Raw genomic sequence first — 20,612 nt, forward strand, 5'->3', positions numbered from 1 at the left:
GTCGCTCGAGGCGCGGTCGCGAGCAGCCGCTTTGGCGGCGCGCGCCCTCCAAAGAGGCACGCGTCGATTTTGCGCGGCATCGGGTCGCCCACCATGTCGCAGGCGCGGAGATCCGCTGTTCGATATGTCCGACGCCGCGGTGTGCGCGTCCTGCGCGGAGTAGGTAGTCAGGGGTATCAGGGCTTACCTTAATCTACTATCGCTTCATTCCTGCTCTTCGCTGGACATACTTCCCGATTTCTACGCTCTGGCCTACGATAGAGACTGGGCGGTAGCAGGGTACCTTTGCTCGCACCGCCCGGGAGGCTCGAAATGTTGACTTGGTCGGGCAAGGCGGGAGTCTTGATGGCTGCGATCGCTGTAGCGCCGGGCGTTGTCTCCGGCTGCTCCTGCGGCGATACGGGAGGCACGGCGCCCCCGGCGTCCGGCGGCGCGGGGCCTGGCGGCGCGGGCGGAGACGGCGGCGGGATCGGCACCGGCTTCGGCGGCTTCCCGGCGAATGTCGGCGGGGGCGGCCTGGGGCTGGGAGGAAACGGCGCGTGCGAGGGCCTCGAGTGCCAGCAGGTCGAATGCGAGAACGGGGCGAAGACCACGGTGAGCGGCACCGTCTACGACCCTTCGGGCAAACTGCCCCTCTATAACGTGATTGTCTACGTCCCCAACGAGCCGCTCGACCCCCTCACCGACGGCGCGACCTGCGATCAATGCAGCGCGACGCTCTCGGGCTCGCCCATCGTGACGGCGCTGACCGATACGAAAGGGAGCTTCGTCCTGGAGGACGTGCCGGTCGGCGAGGACATCCCGCTCGTCGTCCAGGTGGGCAAGTGGCGGCGCGAGATCACGCTCCCGGCGGTCGAGAAGTGCAAGGACACCCCGACCGAGGCGGGGACCATCCGGCTGCCGCGCAACCAGGCGGAGGGGCACATCCCCAAGATCGCCCTCACCACGGGCGGCGCCGATCCGCTCGAGTGCCTGCTGCACAAGCTCGGGATCGACGAGAGCGAGTTCACGCCGGAGACCGGGACGGGGCGGGTCCACCTGTTCGCCGGCCGCGGCGACGCGGGGCACCCCGTGACGACGCGGTATGCGGACGGCCTCAATCAAGGCGTGGAGTTCACGTCGGCCACGAGCCTCTGGGGGACCGTCGACACCCTGCGCCAGTACGACATGGTGATCCTCGCCTGCGAGGGCGATCCCTACGCCGCGGACAAGCCGGAGACGGCGCGCCAGGCGTTGTTCGATTACACCTCGCTCGGCGGGCGCGTGTTCGCCTCCCACTGGCACAACTACTGGCTGAAGCGGGGGCCGGATCCGTTCCCGGACACGGCGGTCTGGGACAACTTCAACGAGGACCCGGTGAGCCCCCTCACGGCGCTCGTGGACACCACGCTTCCGAAGGGGCAAGCCCTGGCGGACTGGCTCGTCAACGTCGGCGCCTCGACCGAGCACGGCGAGATCGTGATCAACGGGGCGCAGCACACGGTGAACGACGTGGCCGAGGGCATCTCGACCCGGTGGATCTATTACAACGAGCCGGAGCCGGCAGGGGTCCAGTACTTCACGTTCAACACGCCCATCGGCGTCGACGAAGATCAACAGTGCGGACGCCTGGTGTTCACAGACATCCATGTCTCCGCGGGAGACCTCACGGGCCCGCCCTTCCCGGAGGGGTGTTCCACGGACGAGCTGACCCCGCAGGAGAAGGCGCTGCTCTTCATGCTGTTCGACCTGTCGTCGTGCATCGTGCCCGACGACGAGGTGCCGCAGGTCCCCATCCCCCACTGACGCGCTCCTGCCGATCCCGCCCGCCCGCTGTCGTCCGCTGCGCGGCCCCGGAGCCCTCTGCCGGGGCCGAGCGCCGGACATCGGCGTTCTCCTGACGAGCGTCGTATCCCTCCCGAGCTGCCCGCAAACGATGCTCGGCCGTGCGCGGGGATCGGTCACCCCCGCGCGCCGCCGCGCGCCGCCGCGCGCCGCCGCGCGCCGCCGCGCGTCGGCATGTCCTCGGGGCGCGCCGCAGCGGCCCTCCGGAGCCCCCTGCTGCGCTCCGCTGCCGACGCGCGAGGCCCGCGCGCCTCGTCGCGTCGGTCCTCGCATTGCGCGCGAGCGGCCAGCGGCTCACGCTGCGAGCCACTCCGCCGCTCCGCTCCCGCGCCGCGCAGCGACATCGATTGAGCAGAGGAGCAGAGAAAGACGGCAAGGAAAACGACAGCAGAGACAAGAGGCTGTCGCGGTGGGAAGCACCACGCATCTACGGAATGTCATCCATGCATGGTCCGGGGATCCTGCTAGGATGAATCTCGGCCGCAGTGCGGCGCCACATCCCGAGCCTGGGTCGCTGGTGTTCGGCTCGCCCGAAGGAGCATTCCTACGATGGTCCAGCATCGCCCTACGCCAGCGGCTGCAGGTCGGACCATCGAGCGCGGGCCTCGCGAGGGCGGCCGCGCGCCGCGATCGATCGGGGCACCGTACGGCACCGGGCGCACGGAGGCGCTTCCGCCGCAGGGCGAGATGGGGGGTATGTGCGGAGCGATGGAGGACGATGAAGTTCAGGTCTGTCCTGCGTCCGTGCCGCCGTCCTCGCGCCGGTACCTCATCGGCCGGCGCGGGGACGCGGGCTGCCCGCTCTGCGCGAGGCGCGCGCGGGGCGGGGCGACCCTCCCGGGCCTCGGCGGGACGTCGTACCACTTCCTGACCGCCACCTGGGTCGTCCTCATGGTCGGCGATCCGGCGTCGTCGCAGTCCTGATCGGCACCGCGGGATGGGGCAGCCCAGTCCCGCCGAGATGGGCAACCTGGGCGGGCACCCCCACGCTTGCCGCTGGCGGCGCCGCAGAAGATCGAACCGCCAAGGGCGCCAAGGACGCCAACGTGTTGAGATTTCTTGGCGTCCTTGGCGCCATGGCGGTTCCCCCAATGCCGCGCTTTCGGCCAAAGGACCGCACTGCCCGAGAGAGCCATGGGCGGGCATCGCTCGGCGTGGCGCCCTGTCGGGTCGGTAGCCCCCGGCGAGGGCCGCCGGATGGGCAGCCCCGCGCGGGCATCGCCGTGGATGGGAACAACGCGGGCGGGCGCTCCGCGGAGAGCGGCGCGCCCGTCGTCGAGGCTCAGCTGGCCTGGGTCCGCCGTCCGGCGGTCGCGCGCTTCTGGCCGGCCCGCTGCGCGCGCGGCTGCGCCGCCCTCGTGCGCCGCGCGCCGCCGCGCCCGGCGGACGGCGTCTGCCTCGCCGCGCCGCCACGCTGCGGCGCGGCCCGCTTGGCCCCTGCCGCCTTGCGCGCCGTCTTCTGCCCGCCGGCCGCCGCCGGCCCGGCCGCGCCCCGGCCGCGCCCCGCCGTACCGCCGGCGGCGGCCCGCTTCCGCGTCGTGGCCGCCTTCTTGGCGGCGGCGCTCCGCGGCCGGCCCATCTGGCCGGCGGCCGTCTTCCTCGCCGCGCTGCCGGCCCGCTGCTTCGTCCCGGCCTTCGCCCCCGCCGAGGTGCTCCGCGTCGTGCCCGGCCGCGCGGCGGCGCCTGCGCCCGCCTTGCGCGACCCCTTCCTGGCCTGGGTCGCGCGCCGGGTCGGGCTCGCCGCCTTCGCGCCGCCGGCCGCGGCCCTGGTCCGCCTGCCCGACGCCGTCCGACCGGCCTCGCCCTGGGACGTCGCAGGCGAAGCCTGCTCGCGCTCGCCGCTCCCGACCCGCTTTCTCTGCTTGGACGTATCCTTTGCTGTCTCGCCTCTCGGCATAGAGCCCTCCCCCGAGCTCTCTCGACATGAGCTCGCTCGTGGACTCATGGTGCCACAGCCTTTCCTCTTTCCCGGTCGGAAAGTCGGCGGGAAGGACCGGAATCGAAATCAGGATCCGCTGTAGCCCACCCCGGCGGAGGCGCCTATTGCGCGTCAGGACCGCGGCAGATCGGCGCCGCAAATCCGCTCGAAAGCGCTCAGAAATCCCAGTCGAAGCCGACGCGGGCGCCGCCCTTGAGGTTCCACTGCGCGGGGCGCCGGTGGGTCTCGATCACGTGCTCGACCGCGAGGCCCAGGCCGGCCCACGGCATGATGCCCCGCATCCGCAGCGAGGAGACGCCGACCAGCGCGCCGGCGCGCAGCCCCGGGCTCACGCGGAGGTCGTCCTGGGTGAAGTACGCGAGCGACGCGAGCTCGCCTTCGTAGTGCCACGTGCGGGCGTGGTACCGCAGCACCATCGGCAGCGCGGCGACGAAGCTGATGGGGAAGCGGGTCTTCGTCTCGGTCTGCTCGAGCTGCGCCGTGCCGCCGAACTCGCCGCCGGCCAGGAACGTCCAGCGCTCGTCGATCCCGCGGCCGAGCAGCAGCCGCGCCGAGCCGCCGGCGCCGGGGAGGACCCGGCCGCCGGCGCCCTCGAGCACCGCGATGCCGCCCCCCTCCACGTTGAGCGTGGTCCGGTAAGCGTCGGTCTCGCGCCCCCGGAAGGCCGGCGAGGGGCGGAGCCAGAACGGGCACTCGGCCGGCGCGTCGCCGGCGCCGCTCGCGCGGCGCATCGCCTCGGCGAGGAGCGCGCGCACCCGCGTCGCGAACAGGAGATCCGCGACCTCGTCGAGGTCTCCTCCGCGGCGCCGGAACGCCTCCTCGACGGGACCGCCGAGCTCGACGATCCGGCGGTCGAGCGCCGCGAGCGCGGCGGCGCGCGTCTCCGCCGTCGCCGAGCACACGCTCATCAGCGCCGGCGACATGATCTCGTCGATCTCGTACCGGTCGATCGTCCAGCCGAGCGACTGTTGCACCTCGACCATCTTCTCGAGATCGGCGAGCAGGCCGACCACCGCGAGATCGCGCGGCGCGGCCTCGGCGACGGGCGCGGCGATGAGGGACGTCGCGAGCAGCGCGGCGGCGACGCGCGCCGCGAGCCGCGCGGCGGCGACGCGCGCCGCGAGCCGCGCGGCGACCGCCGCGCCCCGCGCCAGCGCGGACATCCTTCCCAGCGCGCCCCGCACGATCGCCCCGCGCATCATCGCGTCAGAAGCAGGTGCCGCCGCCGCAGCTCCTGCCCACGCAGAGCAGCAGCCGGAACGTCTCCGGGCTGTTCATGCACTCGAACCCGCAGACCGCGGAGTCGTTCCCCTCGTCGAGGCAGCCGAAGAAGCACGCCACGTCCTCGGCGCACGCGGCGCTGGTGAGGCACTGGTTGAGCTGCGCGCAGCAGCCTTCGGCCACGCAGCTCCCGCACTCGGACCCGTCCGACGGGCACGCGGGCCCGCCGCAGAGGCCGTTCTGGCAGTTGTCGTTGCAGCACTCGCCCGAGTCCGCGCAGGGCTGGCCGTCGGGCCTGCACTCGGTCACGCACCCGAGCGCCGGATCGCAGGCGCCGCTGCAGCAGCTCTCCGCCGAGCCGCAGCTCGCCCCGTTCGGCAGGCAGCCGACGCAGGCGCCCTCGAAGCAGCTCCCGCTGCAGCACGAGGCGTCGGCCGCGCACCCGCCGCCCTCCGGCGTGCACGGGGTCCGGCAGACGCCGTCCTCGCACGCGCCGCTGCAGCACGCCGCGTCGGACGCGCAGCGGCCGCCGTCTTCGGCGCACTCGCCGCAGGTCAGCCCGCAGAGCCCGGTCACCTCGCCGACGCAGATCTCGTCCCAGCTGGCGTCGCAGCAGAACGAGTCGAACCGGCAGATCTCCGCCACGCAGCCGCCGCACTCCGCCGCGAGCGGCGCGCCGATCGCGCAGGGCCCGTGCGAGCAGGACACGCCCCCGCAGACGCCCTCGTCACAGACGCCGGAGCAGCACGCGTCGGCCGAGCCGCACATCTCCCCGTCCGGGCTGCATCCGCCGCAGACGCCCGCGTTGCAGCGCCCGGAACAGCAGTCCGCGCCCGTGTTGCAGCCGAAGCCGTCGGGCGAGCACGCGAGGCCGCAGGCGCCGCCGCGGCAGACGCCGCTGCAGCACGCGTCGCCGCCTTCGCAGAGCGCGCCGTTCGGGATGCACGGCGCGCGGCAGGCGCCCTCCTCGCAGCGGAGCGAGCAGCACTGCCCCGCGAAGCTGCACGCGCTCCCGCTCGGGAAGCAGCCCTGCCCGCACGCTCCGCCCGTGCAGGCCCCGGTACAGCACTGCGCCGCGCTCTGGCACGGCGCCCCGTCGACCGAGCAGCCCTGGCCGCAGAGCCCCTCGGTGCACAGCCCGGTGCAGCAGTCGCCCGGGGCGGCGCACGGCGCGCCGTCCTGCGCGCAGCTGCCGCCGCCGCAGATCCCGCGCGCGCACGCGGCGCTGCAGCAGTCCGCCGCGCCCTCGCAGGGGAGCCCGTCCTCCCGGCACACCGGCGCGTCCGGCCGTGCGTCGGGGGCGCCCCCTGCGTCCGCGAGCTCGGGCAGGCCGACGAGCTGCTCGCGGGAGCCGCAGCCGAGGGCCAGCGCCATGAGGACCACCAAGAGAAGGATGGGCGCTCGGGAAAGCACGATCCCGAGGCTATCACGGGGGCAGTTCACGACGGGCGGGCGTGACGGTGGGGAAAGCGGCGGGGAGTCGTGCGCGAGGAGCGGGGAGGGACCGGTGGGGGGCCGATGGGGGGCCGATGGGGGGCCGATGGGGGGCCCGCGCGGCGGGGGGCGCGAACGCCGGCAGGGAGCCGTCGGGGAGGGGACGACGACGCGCGGGGGACCTCGGCGGCCCGCCGAACGTTCGGACCCGGGGCCGCTTCCGATGCTACACTCGCCAGCGTGTCGTTGAAGATCGACCAGGATCACGGGCGCTTCCGTCAGATCGTTCGCGGCCGCATCCGCGAGAACCTGCGCAAGTACATCTCGCAGGGCGAGCTCATCGGGCGAAAGGGAAAGGACCTCGTCTCGATTCCGATTCCTCAGATCGACATCCCGCGCTTCCGCTTCGGCGACAAGCAGCGCGGCGGCGTGGGGCAGGGCGACGGCAACCCCGGCGATCCCGTGGGGGGCTCGGACGACAAGCAGCCCGGACAGGGGCAGGCGGGCAGCGGCGAGGGCGACCACATCCTCGAGGTCGACGTCACGCTCGAGGAGCTCGCCGGCATCCTCGGCGAGGAGCTCGAGCTGCCCGACATCCAGGACAAGGGCAAGAGCAAGATCTCGAACGCCCACGACCGCTACTCGGGCATCCGCCGGGTCGGCCCGGAGTCGCTGCGCCACTTCAAGCGGACGTACCGCGAGGCGCTGAAGCGGATGATCTCGAGCGGGACGTTCCGCCCGACGGCGCCGGTCGTCGTCCCCATCCCGGACGACAAGCGGTACCGCTCGTGGAAGACGATCACCGAGCCCGTCGCGAACGCGGTCATCATCTACATGATGGACGTCTCCGGCTCGATGGGCGACGAGCAGAAGGAGATCGTGCGCATCGAGTCGTTCTGGCTCGATGCGTGGCTCACGCGCCAGTACAAGGGCCTGGAGTCGCGCTTCATCATCCACGACGCCATCGCCCGCGAGGTCGACCGGGACACGTTCTTCCACACGCGCGAGTCCGGCGGCACGATGATCTCGAGCGCCTACAAGCTCTGCTCTCAGATCATCGACAACGACTACCCGCCGGACGAGTGGAACATCTATCCGTTCCACTTCTCCGACGGCGACAACTGGTCGATGGACGACACCCTCTCCTGCGTGGACGTGCTCAAGACCCAGATCCTGCCGCGGGTCAACATGTTCGCCTACGGGCAGGTCGAGAGCCCGTACGGCTCGGGCCAGTTCATCAAGGATCTGAAGGAGCACTTCTCGCAGGACGACCGCGTCGTGGTGAGCGAGATCAGGGACAAGGACGCCATCGTGGGCAGCATCAAGGACTTCCTCGGGAAGGGGAAATAGGGCGGCATGAGCAAGTTCGCGCTGAACACCGCGCTCCCCCGGTACCTGCGCACCGAGAAGGAGCGCATCGAGAAGATCGCCAGGGACTACGGGCTCGACTTCTTCCCTGTCGTCTTCGAGATGCTGACGTACGACCAGATGAACGAGATCGCCGCGTACGGCGGCTTCCCGAGCCGCTACCCGCACTGGCGGTTCGGCATGGAGTACGAGCAGCTCTCGAAGAGCTACGAGTACGGCCTCTCGAAGATCTACGAGATGGTCATCAACAACAACCCCTCGTACGCCTACCTGCTCGAGGGCAACTCGCTCACGGACCAGAAGCTCGTGATGGCGCACGTGTTCGGGCACGTCGACTTCTTCAAGAACAACTTCTGCTTCCGGTCCACCGACCTCGACCAGCGCGGCCCGATCCTCGACCCCGTGCGCAGGAGCGACTCCTACGACCCGGACCGCAAGTGGATCGACAAGATGGCGAACCACGGCGCCCGCGTGTCGCGCCACATCGAGCGCTACGGCATCAACAAGGTCGAGGCGTTCGTCGACCACTGCCTCTCGCTCGAGAACCTCATCGACCCGTGGGCCCCGTTCACCGGCCGCCCGGCGCCCAAGGAGGAAGAGGAGCCCACGGACGAGCCGATGGACACGTACAAGCTCCGGGCCAAGGAGTACATGGACTCCTTCATCAACCCGGAGGAGATCCTCGCGGCGCAGAAGAAGAAGCGGCAGGAGCAGAAGAAGCCGGAGCGCAAGGTGCCGGAGCGCCCGGAGCGCGACGTGCTCAAATTCCTGCTCGACCACGCGCCGCTCGATCGGTGGGAGCGCGACGTGCTCGAGATCATCCGCGAGGAGGCCTACTACTTCGTGCCGCAGCGCCAGACGAAGATCATGAACGAGGGCTGGGCCTCGTACTGGCACTCGAAGATGATGACCGAGAAGGTCCTCGATGCGTCGGAGATCATCGACTACGCCGAGAACAACGCCGGTGTCATGGCGACGGCGCCGGGGCGGTTCAACCCCTACAAGGTCGGCGTGGAGCTCTATCGCTACATCGAGGATCGGTGGAACAAGGGCCGCTTCGGCCGCGAGTGGGAGGAGTGCACCGACCTCGACGCGAAGCGCACCTGGGACATGCGGCTCGGCCTCGGCCGCGAGAAGATCTTCCAGGTGCGCGCGCTCTACAACGACGTGACCTTCATCGACGAGTTCCTGACGCCGGAGTTCGTGATCGACCAGAAGATGTACACGTTCGGCTTCTCCGGCCGGAACGACCGGTTCGAGATCGAGAGCCGCGAGTTCAAGGAGGTGAAGGAGAAGCTCCTCTTCCAGCTCACGAACTTCGGCGATCCCTACATCCGCGTCGTCGACGCCAACTACGGCAACCGCGGGGAGCTCCTGCTCGAGCACGTGCACGGCGGCTTCGACCTGCGCGCCGACTACGCGCGCGAGACGCTCGTGGCGCTCGTCCGCTGCTGGAAGCGGCCGGTCGGCGTGGCGACGAAGATGGATAACAAGCCTGTGCTGCTCCGGTACGACGGCAAGGAGCACGCGATGACCCCGTACAAGCTGTGAGCCCCTGCGGATCGATCCGCGGGCTCGCGGTCCTCGTCGCGCTCGCCGGCTGCGCGGGCGCGCCGGCGGACGCGCCCGCGCGATCGGCCCCGCGAGCGCCGCTCGCGATGCCGCCCGCGCCCGCCGCGCCTCCCGCGGCGAGCGGGGCGGCGGCGAGCGGGGCGGCCGCGGGCGCGGCGGAGCCCCGGGCGACCGGCTCGGGCGTCCCGCTCGACGCGCCGTCCACCAGCGAGGACGCGCCGGCGAGCCCTCCGCCGCGCGTCGCGCGCGGCACCGGCACGCCGGCGGACAGGAAGCTCGAGGAGGGCGACGCCGCCTACGCGAGCGGCGATTTCGCCGCCGCGGAGAGGGCCTATCGCGCGGCCGCGCTGCTCGACAGGAGAGACCCCGCGGCGATCGTGGGGACCCAGCGCGCGGCGATCGCCAGGGCGGGGGTGTCCTCCGAGTACAACGGGGCGCCGGGCGACAAGACGCTCCTCGCCGCGATTCCCGAGCTCAAGCGCGCGGTGAAGCTCGATCCGGAGCACGCGCCGGCGCACCTCGAGCTCGGCCGCGCCCTCCTCGTCCTCGGCCGCGCCGACGCGGCGCTCGTCGAGCTCGCGCGGGCCGCGGAGCTCGCCCCGAGCGACGCCGAGGCCCGCTCCGCCCTCGGCGTCGCGCACCTCGCGCTCGGCCACCTGCAGGACGCCGTCCGCGAGCTCGCGCGATCCGCCGAGCTCGCCCCCGGCGACGCCGAGCGGCAGGCGAACCTCGGGACGGCGCTGCTCGCGGCGGGGAAGACGGCCGACGCGATCCGCGCTTACGAGCGCGCCGCGAGGCTCTCGCCGGCCGACGCGCGGCTGCAAAACGATCTCGGGACGGCGCTGCTCGCCGCGAACGATCCGGCGCGCGCCGTGCCGTACCTCGAGGCGGCCGTGGCCCGCGACCCGGCGCGCGCCACGTACCGATCGAACCTCGGGTATGCGTACCACCTCCGCGGCGACCTGCCCAAGGCGACCGCGCTCTACCGCGAGGCGCTGCGGCTCGACGACAAGCTCGGCAGCGCGTGGATCAACCTGGGCAACGCGCTCGCGCAGTCCGGCCAGCTGAAGGAAGCGCGCGCGGCGTACGAGAAGGCGCGCGCGGTGGACCCCGCCGATCCGCGGGTGAAGGCCGTGATGGACGAGCTCGACGCGATCGAGCGGCGCGGCGCCGCGCCGCGGTGACAGCCGTGAATCCGGCGCTGCCGCCCGGGCGCGTGTCAAGCGCAATCGTCGCTCGGAGCGACGCCCCGCCGACGCCCCGCCCGACGACAACCTCCAGCGCTCGGCGCCGTGGGCGGAGAGAGCGAGTTGGCGGGCCAAGCGAGCTCACGCGGCGCGCGGGCCCACGGCCGCGCGCTCGCGGGCGCCGGGCCCGGGAGCGCGCGCCCGCTGCGTACGTCGCTGTGAAATCACCCGCCGGAGAGGGCCACTCGCCCCCGCGCGCCGCGCCCGCCTGCACTGGGTAGGTCGCCCCACCGAGCTCCGCACAGTTCCGTAGCGACTCGCGACCACACGCCATGAGTGATCTCGGCAGTGGCGGGCGTGGCATGAAAGTGTTGACAGGACCGACGCGCTTTCGATTACCTCCCTTGAAGGTGTTCTCGAGGGCTTCGACGGTCGCAGGCGCCGCCTGCCAGGGTCCGCGGGCGACGCGCGGCGCGGCGAATTCTCCGTCGTCGCTGCACGGCGCGCGCGCGCCGATCTGTGGACAACTCGGCCGGCGAACGCCCGCGCCGCGGGCCGGCCACCTGGCGTCGCGCCCGAGCAACAGCGCACGTCGCGGTCCGGACCTCGGCGGGCGCACGCGAAGAACACCTTTCTCCACCTGCGCGGAATATCAGCAACGAATAAATGTGATCTGTACCACATTATCGTTTCGATCCTGTGGCAATCCGGGCACCTCCAAGGCAGTCCTCGTCAGCGCTGTGCTCGTCCGAGTCCACCATGGCGACCTCGAGCGGGAGCGCGACGCACTCGACGCGGCACCCAGACTCCAGGTACTCTGCGTCCTGCCTCCTCTCGCAAACCAACCCCGAGGCCTTGATGTCCGTTTCGAAGCCGACCGATGTAGCCCCGACGCTGCGACCACCGCCGGTCATGGCGCCGAGCGGCATGATCATCTCAGCCAACTTCTCGGTCACTGGCTTCAGCAAGCGCTGGAGCCACTGCCATCAGATGGCGAACTTCCTCGCGCGGTACGCGAGCGCAAACGAGGACGACCCGGAGCGCTACGCGACCCTGCTCTCGACCTTCTTCAACGAGCTGCTTGAAGCCATTTATCGCAATCACGCTCCGTCGGGCGACATCATCATCACCTTCCAGAGGAACAACGGTCGCATCAGCGTGACGGCCGAGGTGCCCGCCAGCAGCGAGAACGTGGCGTTCTACAAGCACGCGGTCCAGCTGCTCAACCAGCCAGATCCGATGGCCTGGTACCGAGAGCAGCTCGAGCACGACGTGCCCGACAACGATGTTACGACTCTAGGTCTGCTAGAGCTCGCTGTAGTTTACGGTTCGACGCTAAGCCTTACTGAACCCAAGAACGGGACCTCGCTGACCTTGAACATCGAGCTGCCGTTTACTGAGGTAGATGAAAATGAGTGCTTCAATCTACCCTGAGAACGCTGTCCCGCCCTCGTCCTCATCGGGGAGCCTCCCGTCGTGGCGCTCATCGGTGACCTTCAACATGCGGGTCGACCAGGACGATCAGGAGGTGGCCCTCGCCGGCATGCTCCGGCCGTTCGTGGGCGACCAGATGCGGGCGATCCGAGGGACGCTGGAGACCGCCGCGAAGAACGCGACAGGCGAGCTCACCCTCGACTTCAAGCGCCTCAAGTACATGAACAACGTCGCCTTCCTCGAGATCAACCGGTTCGTCCGGTGGGCCGTGGAAGAGCGGCCCAACCTCAAGATCCGCCTCATCATCTCGAGCGTCATCCCCTGGGCGATGCGGAAGTTCCAGGTGATGGAGGAGCTCTATCCGAACGTCTCGGTGGAGGTCTACGACAAGGCGCTCTACCCGATCCAGAGCGTGATCGAGGACGAGGATTTCGTCAGGGTCCTCAGGACCCAGGAGAAGATCGTCTATAACCACGAGCGCAAGCTCCTCCACCGGCACGGCCTCCGGCCGGGCATGAAGGTCGCCGACATCGGGTGCGGGCTCGGGGACTTCGCGGTGCGGCTCAACGCGGAGTACAAGCCGGAGTACGTCACGGCGGTCGACCACTCCAGGGCGTTCTTGAAGCACGCCCAGGCGCACGCGCGGAGCCTCGGGATCGAGAACATCGAGTATCAGTACGGCGACGCCGCCGCGCTCCTCATCCCCGACGACTCCTTCGATTTCGTGTCCTGCCGGCTGGCCATCCAGGTGTTCCACATGCCGGACCAGCTGATGAAGGAGCTCTGCCGGATCTGCAAGCCCGGCGGCCGCGTCTACATCACGAACGAGATGCTCGCGTGCGTGACCGGCTATCCGGATCAGGACCTCATCCGCATGGGGTACCGGCGGTACCTCGAGCTGAGCCGGATGGTCGGGATGGACTTCGACATCGGCGTGAGGACCCGCGAGCTGCTCGCGAACGCGGGACTCGAGGACATCCGCAGCGATCTGATCGACATCAACAACATGAACACCGACCCGAACAACTTCGCGAAGGTCGTGGAGAGCTGGATCAAGTTCTGCGGCGACGTCGCCGCTTCGGCGAACGCCGATCCGGTGATCTTCGAGGAGATTGGCATCGGGCTCAGGGCCCATGTCTCTGCCATCCTCAGCGACAAGGGGTACGCGAACTGGCCGATACTCGCCGGCTCCGGGCGCAAGCCAGAACGGCTGATGCGATAGCTTGAGTGAACTGGAGAGGCCGATGAGGCGCCGCGAGCCGACCTATGGAAGCTAAGGAGCGCAAGAAGTTTTCGATCGTTCAGTGGATCGTCGAGAGGTCCTCCGGGCGCTTCCGTACGAAGTTCATGCTCGTGGCCTCGTTCGGCGTCCTCATCGCTCTTGCGTCGAGCGCGGGCACCGCCCTCTACAACGTCACGCGGCTGGAGCAGGAGGCCAGCGCCGAGGTCTACGGCGGGCTGGCTCGGGCGAACGACGAGTACCTCGAGAACTACATCGAGACGACGGCGCTCCGCCTCGACCTCCTGTTCGAGCAGACGTTCTCCGAGCTCCGGATGACGGCGTCGATGCTCCAGACGCTGATCGACAACCCGGACGCCGCGGAGGCCATAGGCACTCTCCCCGACCAGTCGTCCTTCTTCAAGGACGATTTCGAGGTCGATCCGAACGGGAAGTGGACCCAGAACAAGCCGGGCGAGCAGTCCGTCATGAGCGTGTGGCACTACATGCTCGAGAAGGACGGCTCGATCAAGCCGGAGATCCTGAAGGACGTAAAGAAGAACGCGATCTTCGACCTGTTCGCCCCGGCCATCGTCAAGAACGGGAGCGAGAAGCTCCAGGTCTACTACGTGGGGCCGAAGGAGCGGCCCATCATGCGTCTGACGCCCTGGCTCGAGATGGCGCAGACGTTCGACCGGCTCTACCCGGGGCACACGGACAAGAACTTCTGGGACTCCTTCTTCCCGGGCATCTACGAGGGGTGGCAGCGCTGGCTCAAGGACCCCAGCAGCAAGCCCGTCCCGAAGACCGACGTCACCGGCTATCCGCCCTACATCGACGCGGCGACCGGCGGCAACATCGTCACGTTCTTCAATCCCCTCTGGACGAAGGACCGGACGGACTGCGCCGGGGCGGTCGCGATCGACATCACGCTGGATCAGGCGGTGGCCCTCATTCGGCACGTGCACATCAAGACCTCGGGCTTCGCGTTCATGTCGATGTCCGACACGAACGTCCTCGCGATCAACAGCGAGGGGGAGAAGGTCCTCGGGATCGGGACGCGGGACGGGCAGAACGAGGGCGTGAAGGAGGTCAAGCGCCTCCTCAGCCAGAGCCAGTTCCCCGAGGTCGCCAAGATCGCGATGCCGTCGAGCGAGAAGCCGGTGTTCCACCGGGTCTCGATCCAGCGGGCGCCGGGCGAGCCGGCCACGCCGTACGTCATCGTCCTGCGGCGCCTGCCCGGGATGAACTTCTACCGGGGTGAGAAGCCCATCGGGATGGAGTACTGGGTGCTCGGGTTCGTGGTGCCCGAGTCCGAGCTCTTCTCCACGGTGCACACGGCCCAGCGCGCCATCCAGTCGACGGCGGGGAACATCCTGGGCCAGCAGATCATCGTCGTCGTGCTGAGCCTGTTCGCCGTGCTCGTGGGCATCGCCTGGGTCGCGCGGAGGATCACGGCCAACCTCGTCGATCTCTCCGAGGCGGCGCACCGGCTGATGAACAAGGACTACTCGATGCGGGTCAACATCGACAGCCAGGACGAGATCGGGCGGCTCGGGATGACCTTCAACGCGATGGCGTCCGACATCGAGCGGTACACGACCAACCTGGAGGAGCTCGTCAGCGAGCGGACGATGGCCCTCGAGAAGGCGAACGAGGAGATCAGCGAGCTGAACGCGAAGCTCGCGCAGGAGAACATCCGCCTCGGCGCCGAGCTGAACGTCGCGCGCCAGCTCCAGCTGATGGTGCTCCCCGCGCCGAGCGAGCTCCAGGAGATCCCGGGCCTCGACATCGCCGGCTACATGGCCCCGGCCGACGAGGTCGGCGGCGACTACTACGACGTGCTCCGGAGCGACGGGCTCGTGAAGATCGGCATCGGCGACGTCACCGGCCACGGGCTGGAGAGCGGCGTGCTCATGCTGATGGTGCAGACGGCCGTCCGGACGCTGCTCGCGAGCAACGAGCGGGATCCGAAGAAGTTCCTGAGCATCGTCAACAAGGTCATCTACCAGAACATCCAGCGCATCCGCTCGGACAAGAACCTGTCCTTGACCCTGCTCGACTACAGCGACGGCCAGCTCCAGCTCACCGGCCAGCACGAGGACCTGATCATCGTCCGGAAGGACGGCAGCCTCGATCGCGTCGAGACCATGGGGCTCGGCTTGCCGATCGGCATCGATCTGGATATCAGCGACTTCATCGGCAGCATCGAGGTGAAGCTCGAGCCCGGGGACGTCGTGACGCTGTTCAGCGACGGCATCACCGAGGCGGAGGACTCTTCAGAAGAGCAATACGGCATCGACCGGCTGTGTCAGGTGATCTCGCGCAATCACGAAAGGACCTCGAGGGAGATCAAGGACGCTATCATCGAGGACGTCTTGGCGCACGTAGGCTACAACAAAATCCATGATGACATTACGGTACTTGTCATTAAGAGGGTATGAGCAAGGGGGAGACTGGGCATTACCATGAGCGAAATCATCGGCGTCTACTCTTTAGACGATTCGTTCAGCGAGCACATGTCGCTGACGTTGTACCCCGACTCGTTCGCGGTGAGATGGAGCCTGTGTAACCTGACGGCGAATTTCATGGCCGAGTACTTCGGGGAGCTCTTCCCGGAGATCGACGGCGAGGACAGGCTCATCAGCCGAGACGAGGTCTCAGGCGCCATCGGTTACGTTCTGAACGAGCTGGTTGAGAACGCCGTCAAGTTCAATCAGCACGGTGATATCACCGTGACCGTCGGCATCGGGCGTGAGGACCTGGTGTGCCTCGTCAGCAACCAGATCACGAACGCGGCCGTCCCGTCGCTGCGCGAGAAGCTCCTCGAGCTCACGCAGGAGGACCCGGGGGAGCTCCTGCGTCGGCAGGCGGAGGCGAACGCCGAGGACGCAGAGAACGCCGGGTCGGGGCTCGGCTATCTCATCATCATGAATGATTACGGTGTCAGTCTTGGGTGGAAGCTCGATCCGATCTCGGTGAACAGCTTCAGCATCAAGACGATGGCCAGGATTCCTATTTTGAACGAAAGGTCGAGAATGGAAATCAAAGGTGGCAACTACCGGGTTTGGTACGATCCCTCTGAGGTTGTGGTGTACCTGGAGGGCATCCTTCGTCTTGGCGGCACCACCGAGTACGCCCCGATCGAGGAGCTGCTCGACAAGGTCCTGGCCACGAACCCTCCCACCATCACGCTCGACGTCAGGGCGCTGAACTTCCTGAACAGCTCGGGGATCAACGTCCTCTACAAGTTCGCGATCGCCACCCGGAAGAAGGGAGAGCTCCAGCTCATCGTCCGCGGCTCGAAGTCCATCCCGTGGCAGGGGAAGTCGCTGCCCAACCTCAAGAAGTTCAACCAGAACTTCGAGATGATACTCTGTGATTGAGATCGGATGGGATCTTCCGTCCAACCCGAATCGCGTCCAGGTCGAGCCATGACTGCACCTAAGGACATCAGCTCGATGCACTCCAGAGGCTTCATACAGAAGCAGAGTAATCTGGATGCCATCAGGGCGATCGTGAAGGAGCGGCAAGCGTGGAACACTCTCCTGCGCGACGAGGGGAATTTCACAGACTTCATGGAGCGCTGCAGCGCACTCTTGGAGTACGTCGATAAGCTGAAGCTGGACTTCGACGACCTCTCCCTGGTGCACGAGGCGATCCTGGAGCACGCGACCAGCATCGAGAACGAGCTAGAAGGGTACAACCGGGCCATCGACGACGACCTCGCGGTGGCGCGGCAGGTCCAGCGCGCCCTGCTGCCGGAGGCGAGCGGGCCCATCGCCTCGGCGTTCGACATGGCCATCTTCCACAAGCAGCTAGCGCAGGTGGGAGGGGACTATTACGACTTCTTCTATCTCCCCGGCGAGCGCCACGCGATCGGTGTTTACGATATCTCGGGTCACGGAGTATCGTCGGCGCTCATCATGGCGTTCTTGAAGGCCCAGTTCGCCCACGCCACCAAGCGGCTCGACAGCCCCGGGGCGATCGTGGATTGGGTGAACCGGAGCGCTTACTCGTTCCTCCGAGAGGTTCGCCGGTACGCGACGGTGAACTTCGTCATGTTTACGGACCGATTCCTCCGCTACGTCTCGGGCGGAGGGTACGGGCTCCTGGTCCGTCGGGGTACGCCTCGCTCGTTCAATCGGGTGAGCAACTTCATCGGTCTGCGCATCAAGCCGTTTCACGAGTTCGAGCTGCCGTTCGAGGAGGACGACGTCCTCGCCTTGTACACAGACGGGATGTTCGAGGCGCAGGACGCGAGCGGGGAGATATATTCCGTGCAACGTCTCAACGAAATCGTCGTCAAGCACAGCGAGGAGCCGGTGCAGGTCATCCTCGACCGGTGCATCGAGGACTACACGCGGTTCCGAGTGGCGGACGCCGACGACATCACACTGATCATCCTGCGAAGGTGCGCCTGATGAAGCCCGAGAAGAATCATTCGCAGACGTCGGTCGGTGCATCGATATATATCTCTCCGATCGATCACATCACGGGCGACGTGGCCGGCCTGCTTGCGAACTTTCTGGATGCGCTCCTGGTGAGGTTCTATCCCAGACGGATCTGCCAGAAGGTCAACGTGGTCGTCACCGAGCTGGTCACCAACGTGATCCAGCACGGGACCGAGCGTGACAGCGAGGTACGACTCGATCTGAGCATCGATCCCGACCGGCTACTCATCAAGGTTTCCAACCGCGTTACGCCGGAAGAGTACCGTACCGTCAAGGCGGTATTCGACGAGATCTTCGCCGCGGAGGACCCGAGGGAGCTCTTCGCCAGGACGGTGCGCGAGCGGCGCAACGACCGGCGGAGGGGCGGCCTCGGCCTCATTCGGCTGACCGCTGAGAACAAATTCCATCTCTCGACGCAGTACGTCGATGGAATTCTCGTCGTCCAGGCTACTTTCCCTTGAAAAGGCTCCGTATGTTTTCCACGAAAGGTCGCGTATGAAGGCTCTCAGCTATGGAGAAATCACGGATGGCGGGCTGAGCGTCTTTCAGTCGGTCGCCCGGCTCGATGACGACAACCGCCTCGTCTTGACCTTCGAGGGCGCTATCCGGATCGACAACCCGTACCGGTACCTGTCCAGCTACCTCGACGAGCTGGCGCGAGTCCTGCCGCAGCATCCGATCACGTCCACGGTGATGGACTTCGTGAAGATGCGGTTCTGCAACTCGAACGGCTTCTACGTCATCATGGACATCGTGGACGCCGTGTACAACCTGGTGCCCGGGCGGGTGACGGTGCGGCGGATCCTCGACGACGACTGGCAGCACGAGACCCTGCCGATCCTGCTCAACCTGAACGAGGAGCACGTGGCCGCGCGGACGACGTTCGAGGATGTCAAAGAGCCGTAAGCGTGGGGTGGGGGCTCGGTAAGGCGACCGGCGATGGACGCACCTGCGAACGAAGCGGACGTAGCGAGGTTCTTCGCTGTCTGTCCCGATCCGCTCTGCGTTCTGCGGAGCGACGGATCGTTCCTCCGCGTGAGCGGCGCCTGGGAGAGCACGCTGGGCCTCGGGTCCGAGGAGCTGGTCGGGCGGAACCTGCTCGATCTTGTGCACCAGGACGACCTCGCCGCGACGCGGGAGCAGCTGGCGCGGCTCCGGGAGGGGCCGGTCACGCTCGGGATGGAGAACCGGTGCAGGAGCAGGAGCGGCCTCTACGTGTGGCTGTCCTGGTCGATGCTGTCGGTGCCCGGCGAGGGGCTCGTCTACGCCTGGGCGCGCAACGTGGGCAAGCAGAAGCGCGTCGAGCGGGCGCTGATGCAGCGGATCGAGACCAAGATGCTGGTCGCGTCGATCTCGGCCCATTTCATCAATGTGAAGCTCGCGGACATCGACCGCGGCTTTCAGCGGGCGCTCGCGGAGCTCGGCAAGGCGCTGCGCGCCGACCGGACGAGCCTGTTCTTGCTCTCGGAGGACGGGCGGCGGTTCCTGAACACGCACGAGTGGTGCGCCGAAGGGGTCCCGTCGCTGCTCGCGGAGCGGGCCGTCGTCTCCAAGGACGTGTATCCGTGGCTCGTCGACAGGCTGTGCCGCCTCGAGGTGTGCGACGTGCCGCGCGTGGCCGACCTGCCGGATGAGGCAGAGAGCGAGCGGCGAGCGTTCACGGAGCTAGGGATCGCCTCGTTCGTGCGGATGCCTGCGGCGTACGCGGGCCGGCTCGTGGGGGTCGTGGGGATCGACGCGGTGCGCTCGATCCGGGCTTGGGACAAGAGCGTGCGGGCGCTGCTCCAGGTCGTCGGGGAGATGTTCGCGATCACGCTGGAGCGCATGCGCGCCGAGGAGTCGCTGCGCGCCGTGGTCGAGCAGCAGGAGTCGCTGCGCGCGGTGATCGAGCGGCAGGAGTCCGCGATCGAGACGCTGTCGACGCCGATCATCCAGGTCTGGAACAGCGTGCTCGTGCTGCCGCTCGTGGGGACCATCGATCGGCACCGGGCCACCGAGATCACGGAGAAGCTGCTGCGCACGATCGTCGAGACGAAATCGCGGTATGCGATCGTCGAGGTGACGGGGGTCGAAGAGGTCGACTCCACGACGGCGCAGCACCTCATCAGCATGCTGCAGACGATCGAGCTGCTGGGCGCGCAGGGCGTGGTGGCCGGCGTCCAACCGCAGGTGGCGCAGACGGCGTCGTCGCTCGGGATCGATCTCTCGTCGGTCCAGGTGCACCGGGACCTCCAGGAGGCGCTGCGGTGGTGCATCCGGGAGATCCGGGCGGAAGGGCGGCGAGGGGCGCGGGGGCGCGGCGGCCGGTAGCAGGCCGGCGCCACGAGCTCTCTCCCGACGGCCGGCCGTCGCGGTCGTGATCTGGATACGTCCGCTCGGTACGCGCGTGGCGCGTGAGCCCGCGCGCTTGACGCGACCTTCGGGAGCGAATATTTCGTACACGAAGCATCGTGACCGCGACCCTGCCGCCGCCAGAGAGGCCGGAGATCGACGCCATCGTGGAGATGATCATCTATCTCTACACGGAGTCGCGCCGGCTCACGAAGGGCATGGCGAGCGGGTTCGGCCTCACCGGACCCCAGCTCACCATCCTCAAGCTGCTCGAGTCGTTTCAAGATCTCTCGCTGTCCACGCTGTCGGAGCGGATCCGGGCGCAGAACAGCACCGTGACGGGGATCGTCGACCGCATGGAGAGGGAAGGGCTCGTCCGGCGCGAGCGCTCGAAGGCCGACCGGCGGGTCGTGCACATCCGGCTCAGCGAGAAGGGAGCGCGGCTCGCCCGCGAGATCCAGGTGGAGCCGATGGAGATCTTCCGGAGCGCGCTCCTCGGCCTGAGCTCGACCGATCTGCGCGACTTGCTCCGGATCCTGACGAAGCTGCAGAGGCAGGTGGTCGCCCGGGTCGCGCAGAGCGGACCGAAGAAGGGCGACGGCGGCGACAGGGCGTGAAAGGGAGGCAGG

At 68.3% G+C, this 20,612-nt stretch carries 17 protein-coding genes; 14 read left to right on the forward strand and 3 right to left on the reverse strand.

Annotated elements, in window-relative coordinates; translation table 11 throughout:
• Positions 1-345 precede the first annotated feature (345 nt).
• Positions 346-1,785, forward strand: a complete 1,440-nt coding sequence (locus tag WME83_RS11215) for a carboxypeptidase-like regulatory domain-containing protein (RefSeq protein ID WP_437319264.1) — start codon at positions 346-348, stop codon at positions 1,783-1,785.
• A gap of 747 nt (positions 1,786-2,532) precedes the next feature.
• Positions 2,533-2,748 (forward strand): hypothetical protein, encoded by a 216-nt coding sequence (locus WME83_RS11220; RefSeq protein WP_437319265.1) that lies wholly within the window; start codon positions 2,533-2,535, stop codon positions 2,746-2,748.
• Between the two features lie 358 nt (positions 2,749-3,106).
• On the opposite strand, the gene WME83_RS11225 is transcribed toward WME83_RS11220, so the two are convergent.
• From WME83_RS11225 to WME83_RS11235, 3 genes are all read right to left on the reverse strand, one after another.
• A complete protein-coding gene (locus tag WME83_RS11225) occupies positions 3,107-3,721 on the reverse strand; it encodes a hypothetical protein (protein WP_437319266.1) in 615 nt (204 codons plus the stop codon).
• Positions 3,722-3,918: 197 nt separating this feature from the next.
• A complete protein-coding gene (locus WME83_RS11230; RefSeq protein ID WP_437319267.1) occupies positions 3,919-4,926 on the reverse strand; it encodes a hypothetical protein in 1,008 nt (335 codons plus the stop codon).
• A 43-nt stretch (positions 4,927-4,969) separates the two neighbouring features.
• Positions 4,970-6,358 (reverse strand): hypothetical protein, encoded by a 1,389-nt coding sequence (locus tag WME83_RS11235; protein WP_437319268.1) that lies wholly within the window; start codon positions 6,356-6,358, stop codon positions 4,970-4,972.
• Positions 6,359-6,658: 300 nt separating this feature from the next.
• Here WME83_RS11235 and WME83_RS11240 point away from each other — a divergent pair, with 300 nt between their 5' ends.
• The 12 genes from WME83_RS11240 to WME83_RS11295 all read left to right on the forward strand — a co-directional run bounded on the left by WME83_RS11240 (position 6,659) and on the right by WME83_RS11295 (position 20,600).
• On the forward strand, positions 6,659-7,768 hold the full coding sequence (locus WME83_RS11240) for a DUF444 family protein (protein WP_061624955.1): 1,110 nt from the start codon (positions 6,659-6,661) through the stop codon (positions 7,766-7,768).
• Positions 7,769-7,774: 6 nt separating this feature from the next.
• Positions 7,775-9,337 (forward strand): SpoVR family protein, encoded by a 1,563-nt coding sequence (locus tag WME83_RS11245; RefSeq protein ID WP_437319269.1) that lies wholly within the window; start codon positions 7,775-7,777, stop codon positions 9,335-9,337.
• Positions 9,334-10,542: a tetratricopeptide repeat protein gene (locus tag WME83_RS11250; protein ID WP_437319270.1), complete on the forward strand. Its 1,209-nt coding sequence runs from the start codon at positions 9,334-9,336 to the stop codon at positions 10,540-10,542. Before WME83_RS11245 ends, WME83_RS11250 begins: the two co-directional genes overlap by 4 nt.
• An 861-nt stretch (positions 10,543-11,403) precedes the next feature.
• Positions 11,404-11,979 carry a hypothetical protein gene (locus tag WME83_RS11255; protein WP_237245226.1) on the forward strand — a complete coding sequence of 192 codons (576 nt, stop codon included), beginning with the start codon at positions 11,404-11,406 and terminating at the stop codon, positions 11,977-11,979.
• A gap of 55 nt (positions 11,980-12,034) precedes the next feature.
• Positions 12,035-13,201, forward strand: coding sequence for a class I SAM-dependent methyltransferase (locus WME83_RS11260; RefSeq protein WP_129574225.1), 1,167 nt, complete (start codon positions 12,035-12,037; stop codon positions 13,199-13,201).
• Positions 13,202-13,245: 44 nt separating this feature from the next.
• Positions 13,246-15,642 (forward strand): PP2C family protein-serine/threonine phosphatase, encoded by a 2,397-nt coding sequence (locus WME83_RS11265; RefSeq protein ID WP_437319271.1) that lies wholly within the window; start codon positions 13,246-13,248, stop codon positions 15,640-15,642.
• 24 nt (positions 15,643-15,666) lie between these two features.
• Positions 15,667-16,584: a slr1658 superfamily regulator gene (locus tag WME83_RS11270; protein WP_012234413.1), complete on the forward strand. Its 918-nt coding sequence runs from the start codon at positions 15,667-15,669 to the stop codon at positions 16,582-16,584.
• A 75-nt stretch (positions 16,585-16,659) separates the two neighbouring features.
• Positions 16,660-17,622 (forward strand): SpoIIE family protein phosphatase, encoded by a 963-nt coding sequence (locus WME83_RS11275; RefSeq protein ID WP_148314768.1) that lies wholly within the window; start codon positions 16,660-16,662, stop codon positions 17,620-17,622.
• On the forward strand, positions 17,622-18,113 hold the full coding sequence (locus WME83_RS11280) for an ATP-binding protein (protein WP_236644532.1): 492 nt from the start codon (positions 17,622-17,624) through the stop codon (positions 18,111-18,113). Before WME83_RS11275 ends, WME83_RS11280 begins: the two co-directional genes overlap by 1 nt.
• Positions 18,114-18,147: 34 nt before the next feature.
• Entirely contained in the window at positions 18,148-18,558 is a 411-nt protein-coding gene (locus WME83_RS11285) for a hypothetical protein (protein ID WP_020734190.1), read from the forward strand.
• Positions 18,559-18,591: 33 nt separating this feature from the next.
• The gene (locus tag WME83_RS11290) at positions 18,592-19,962 is read left to right on the forward strand and encodes an STAS domain-containing protein (RefSeq protein WP_437319272.1); all 1,371 of its coding nucleotides are present in this window, start codon (positions 18,592-18,594) and stop codon (positions 19,960-19,962) included.
• Between the two features lie 140 nt (positions 19,963-20,102).
• Positions 20,103-20,600 (forward strand): MarR family winged helix-turn-helix transcriptional regulator, encoded by a 498-nt coding sequence (locus tag WME83_RS11295; RefSeq protein WP_437319273.1) that lies wholly within the window; start codon positions 20,103-20,105, stop codon positions 20,598-20,600.
• Positions 20,601-20,612: the final 12 nt, after the last annotated feature.

Origin of the sequence: Sorangium sp. So ce385 (assembly GCF_051474135.1) — a bacterium.
In the GTDB taxonomy this organism is placed as follows: domain Bacteria; phylum Myxococcota_A; class Polyangia; order Polyangiales; family Polyangiaceae; genus Sorangium; species Sorangium cellulosum_D.

Coding starts and splice junctions, on each gene's coding strand:
- WME83_RS11215 (WP_437319264.1), top strand. CDS start 346: ATGGCTGCGATCGCTGTAGCGCCGGGCGTTGTCTCCGGCTGCTCCTGC.
- WME83_RS11220 (WP_437319265.1), top strand. CDS start 2,533: ATGGAGGACGATGAAGTTCAGGTCTGTCCTGCGTCCGTGCCGCCGTCC.
- WME83_RS11225 (WP_437319266.1), bottom strand. CDS start 3,721: ATGCCGAGAGGCGAGACAGCAAAGGATACGTCCAAGCAGAGAAAGCGG.
- WME83_RS11230 (WP_437319267.1), bottom strand. CDS start 4,926: ATGTCCGCGCTGGCGCGGGGCGCGGCGGTCGCCGCGCGGCTCGCGGCG.
- WME83_RS11235 (WP_437319268.1), bottom strand. CDS start 6,358: ATGGCGCTGGCCCTCGGCTGCGGCTCCCGCGAGCAGCTCGTCGGCCTG.
- WME83_RS11245 (WP_437319269.1), top strand. CDS start 7,775: ATGAGCAAGTTCGCGCTGAACACCGCGCTCCCCCGGTACCTGCGCACC.
- WME83_RS11255 (WP_237245226.1), top strand. CDS start 11,404: ATGTCCGTTTCGAAGCCGACCGATGTAGCCCCGACGCTGCGACCACCG.
- WME83_RS11265 (WP_437319271.1), top strand. CDS start 13,246: ATGGAAGCTAAGGAGCGCAAGAAGTTTTCGATCGTTCAGTGGATCGTC.
- WME83_RS11270 (WP_012234413.1), top strand. CDS start 15,667: ATGAGCGAAATCATCGGCGTCTACTCTTTAGACGATTCGTTCAGCGAG.
- WME83_RS11275 (WP_148314768.1), top strand. CDS start 16,660: ATGCACTCCAGAGGCTTCATACAGAAGCAGAGTAATCTGGATGCCATC.
- WME83_RS11280 (WP_236644532.1), top strand. CDS start 17,622: ATGAAGCCCGAGAAGAATCATTCGCAGACGTCGGTCGGTGCATCGATA.
- WME83_RS11285 (WP_020734190.1), top strand. CDS start 18,148: ATGAAGGCTCTCAGCTATGGAGAAATCACGGATGGCGGGCTGAGCGTC.
- WME83_RS11290 (WP_437319272.1), top strand. CDS start 18,592: ATGGACGCACCTGCGAACGAAGCGGACGTAGCGAGGTTCTTCGCTGTC.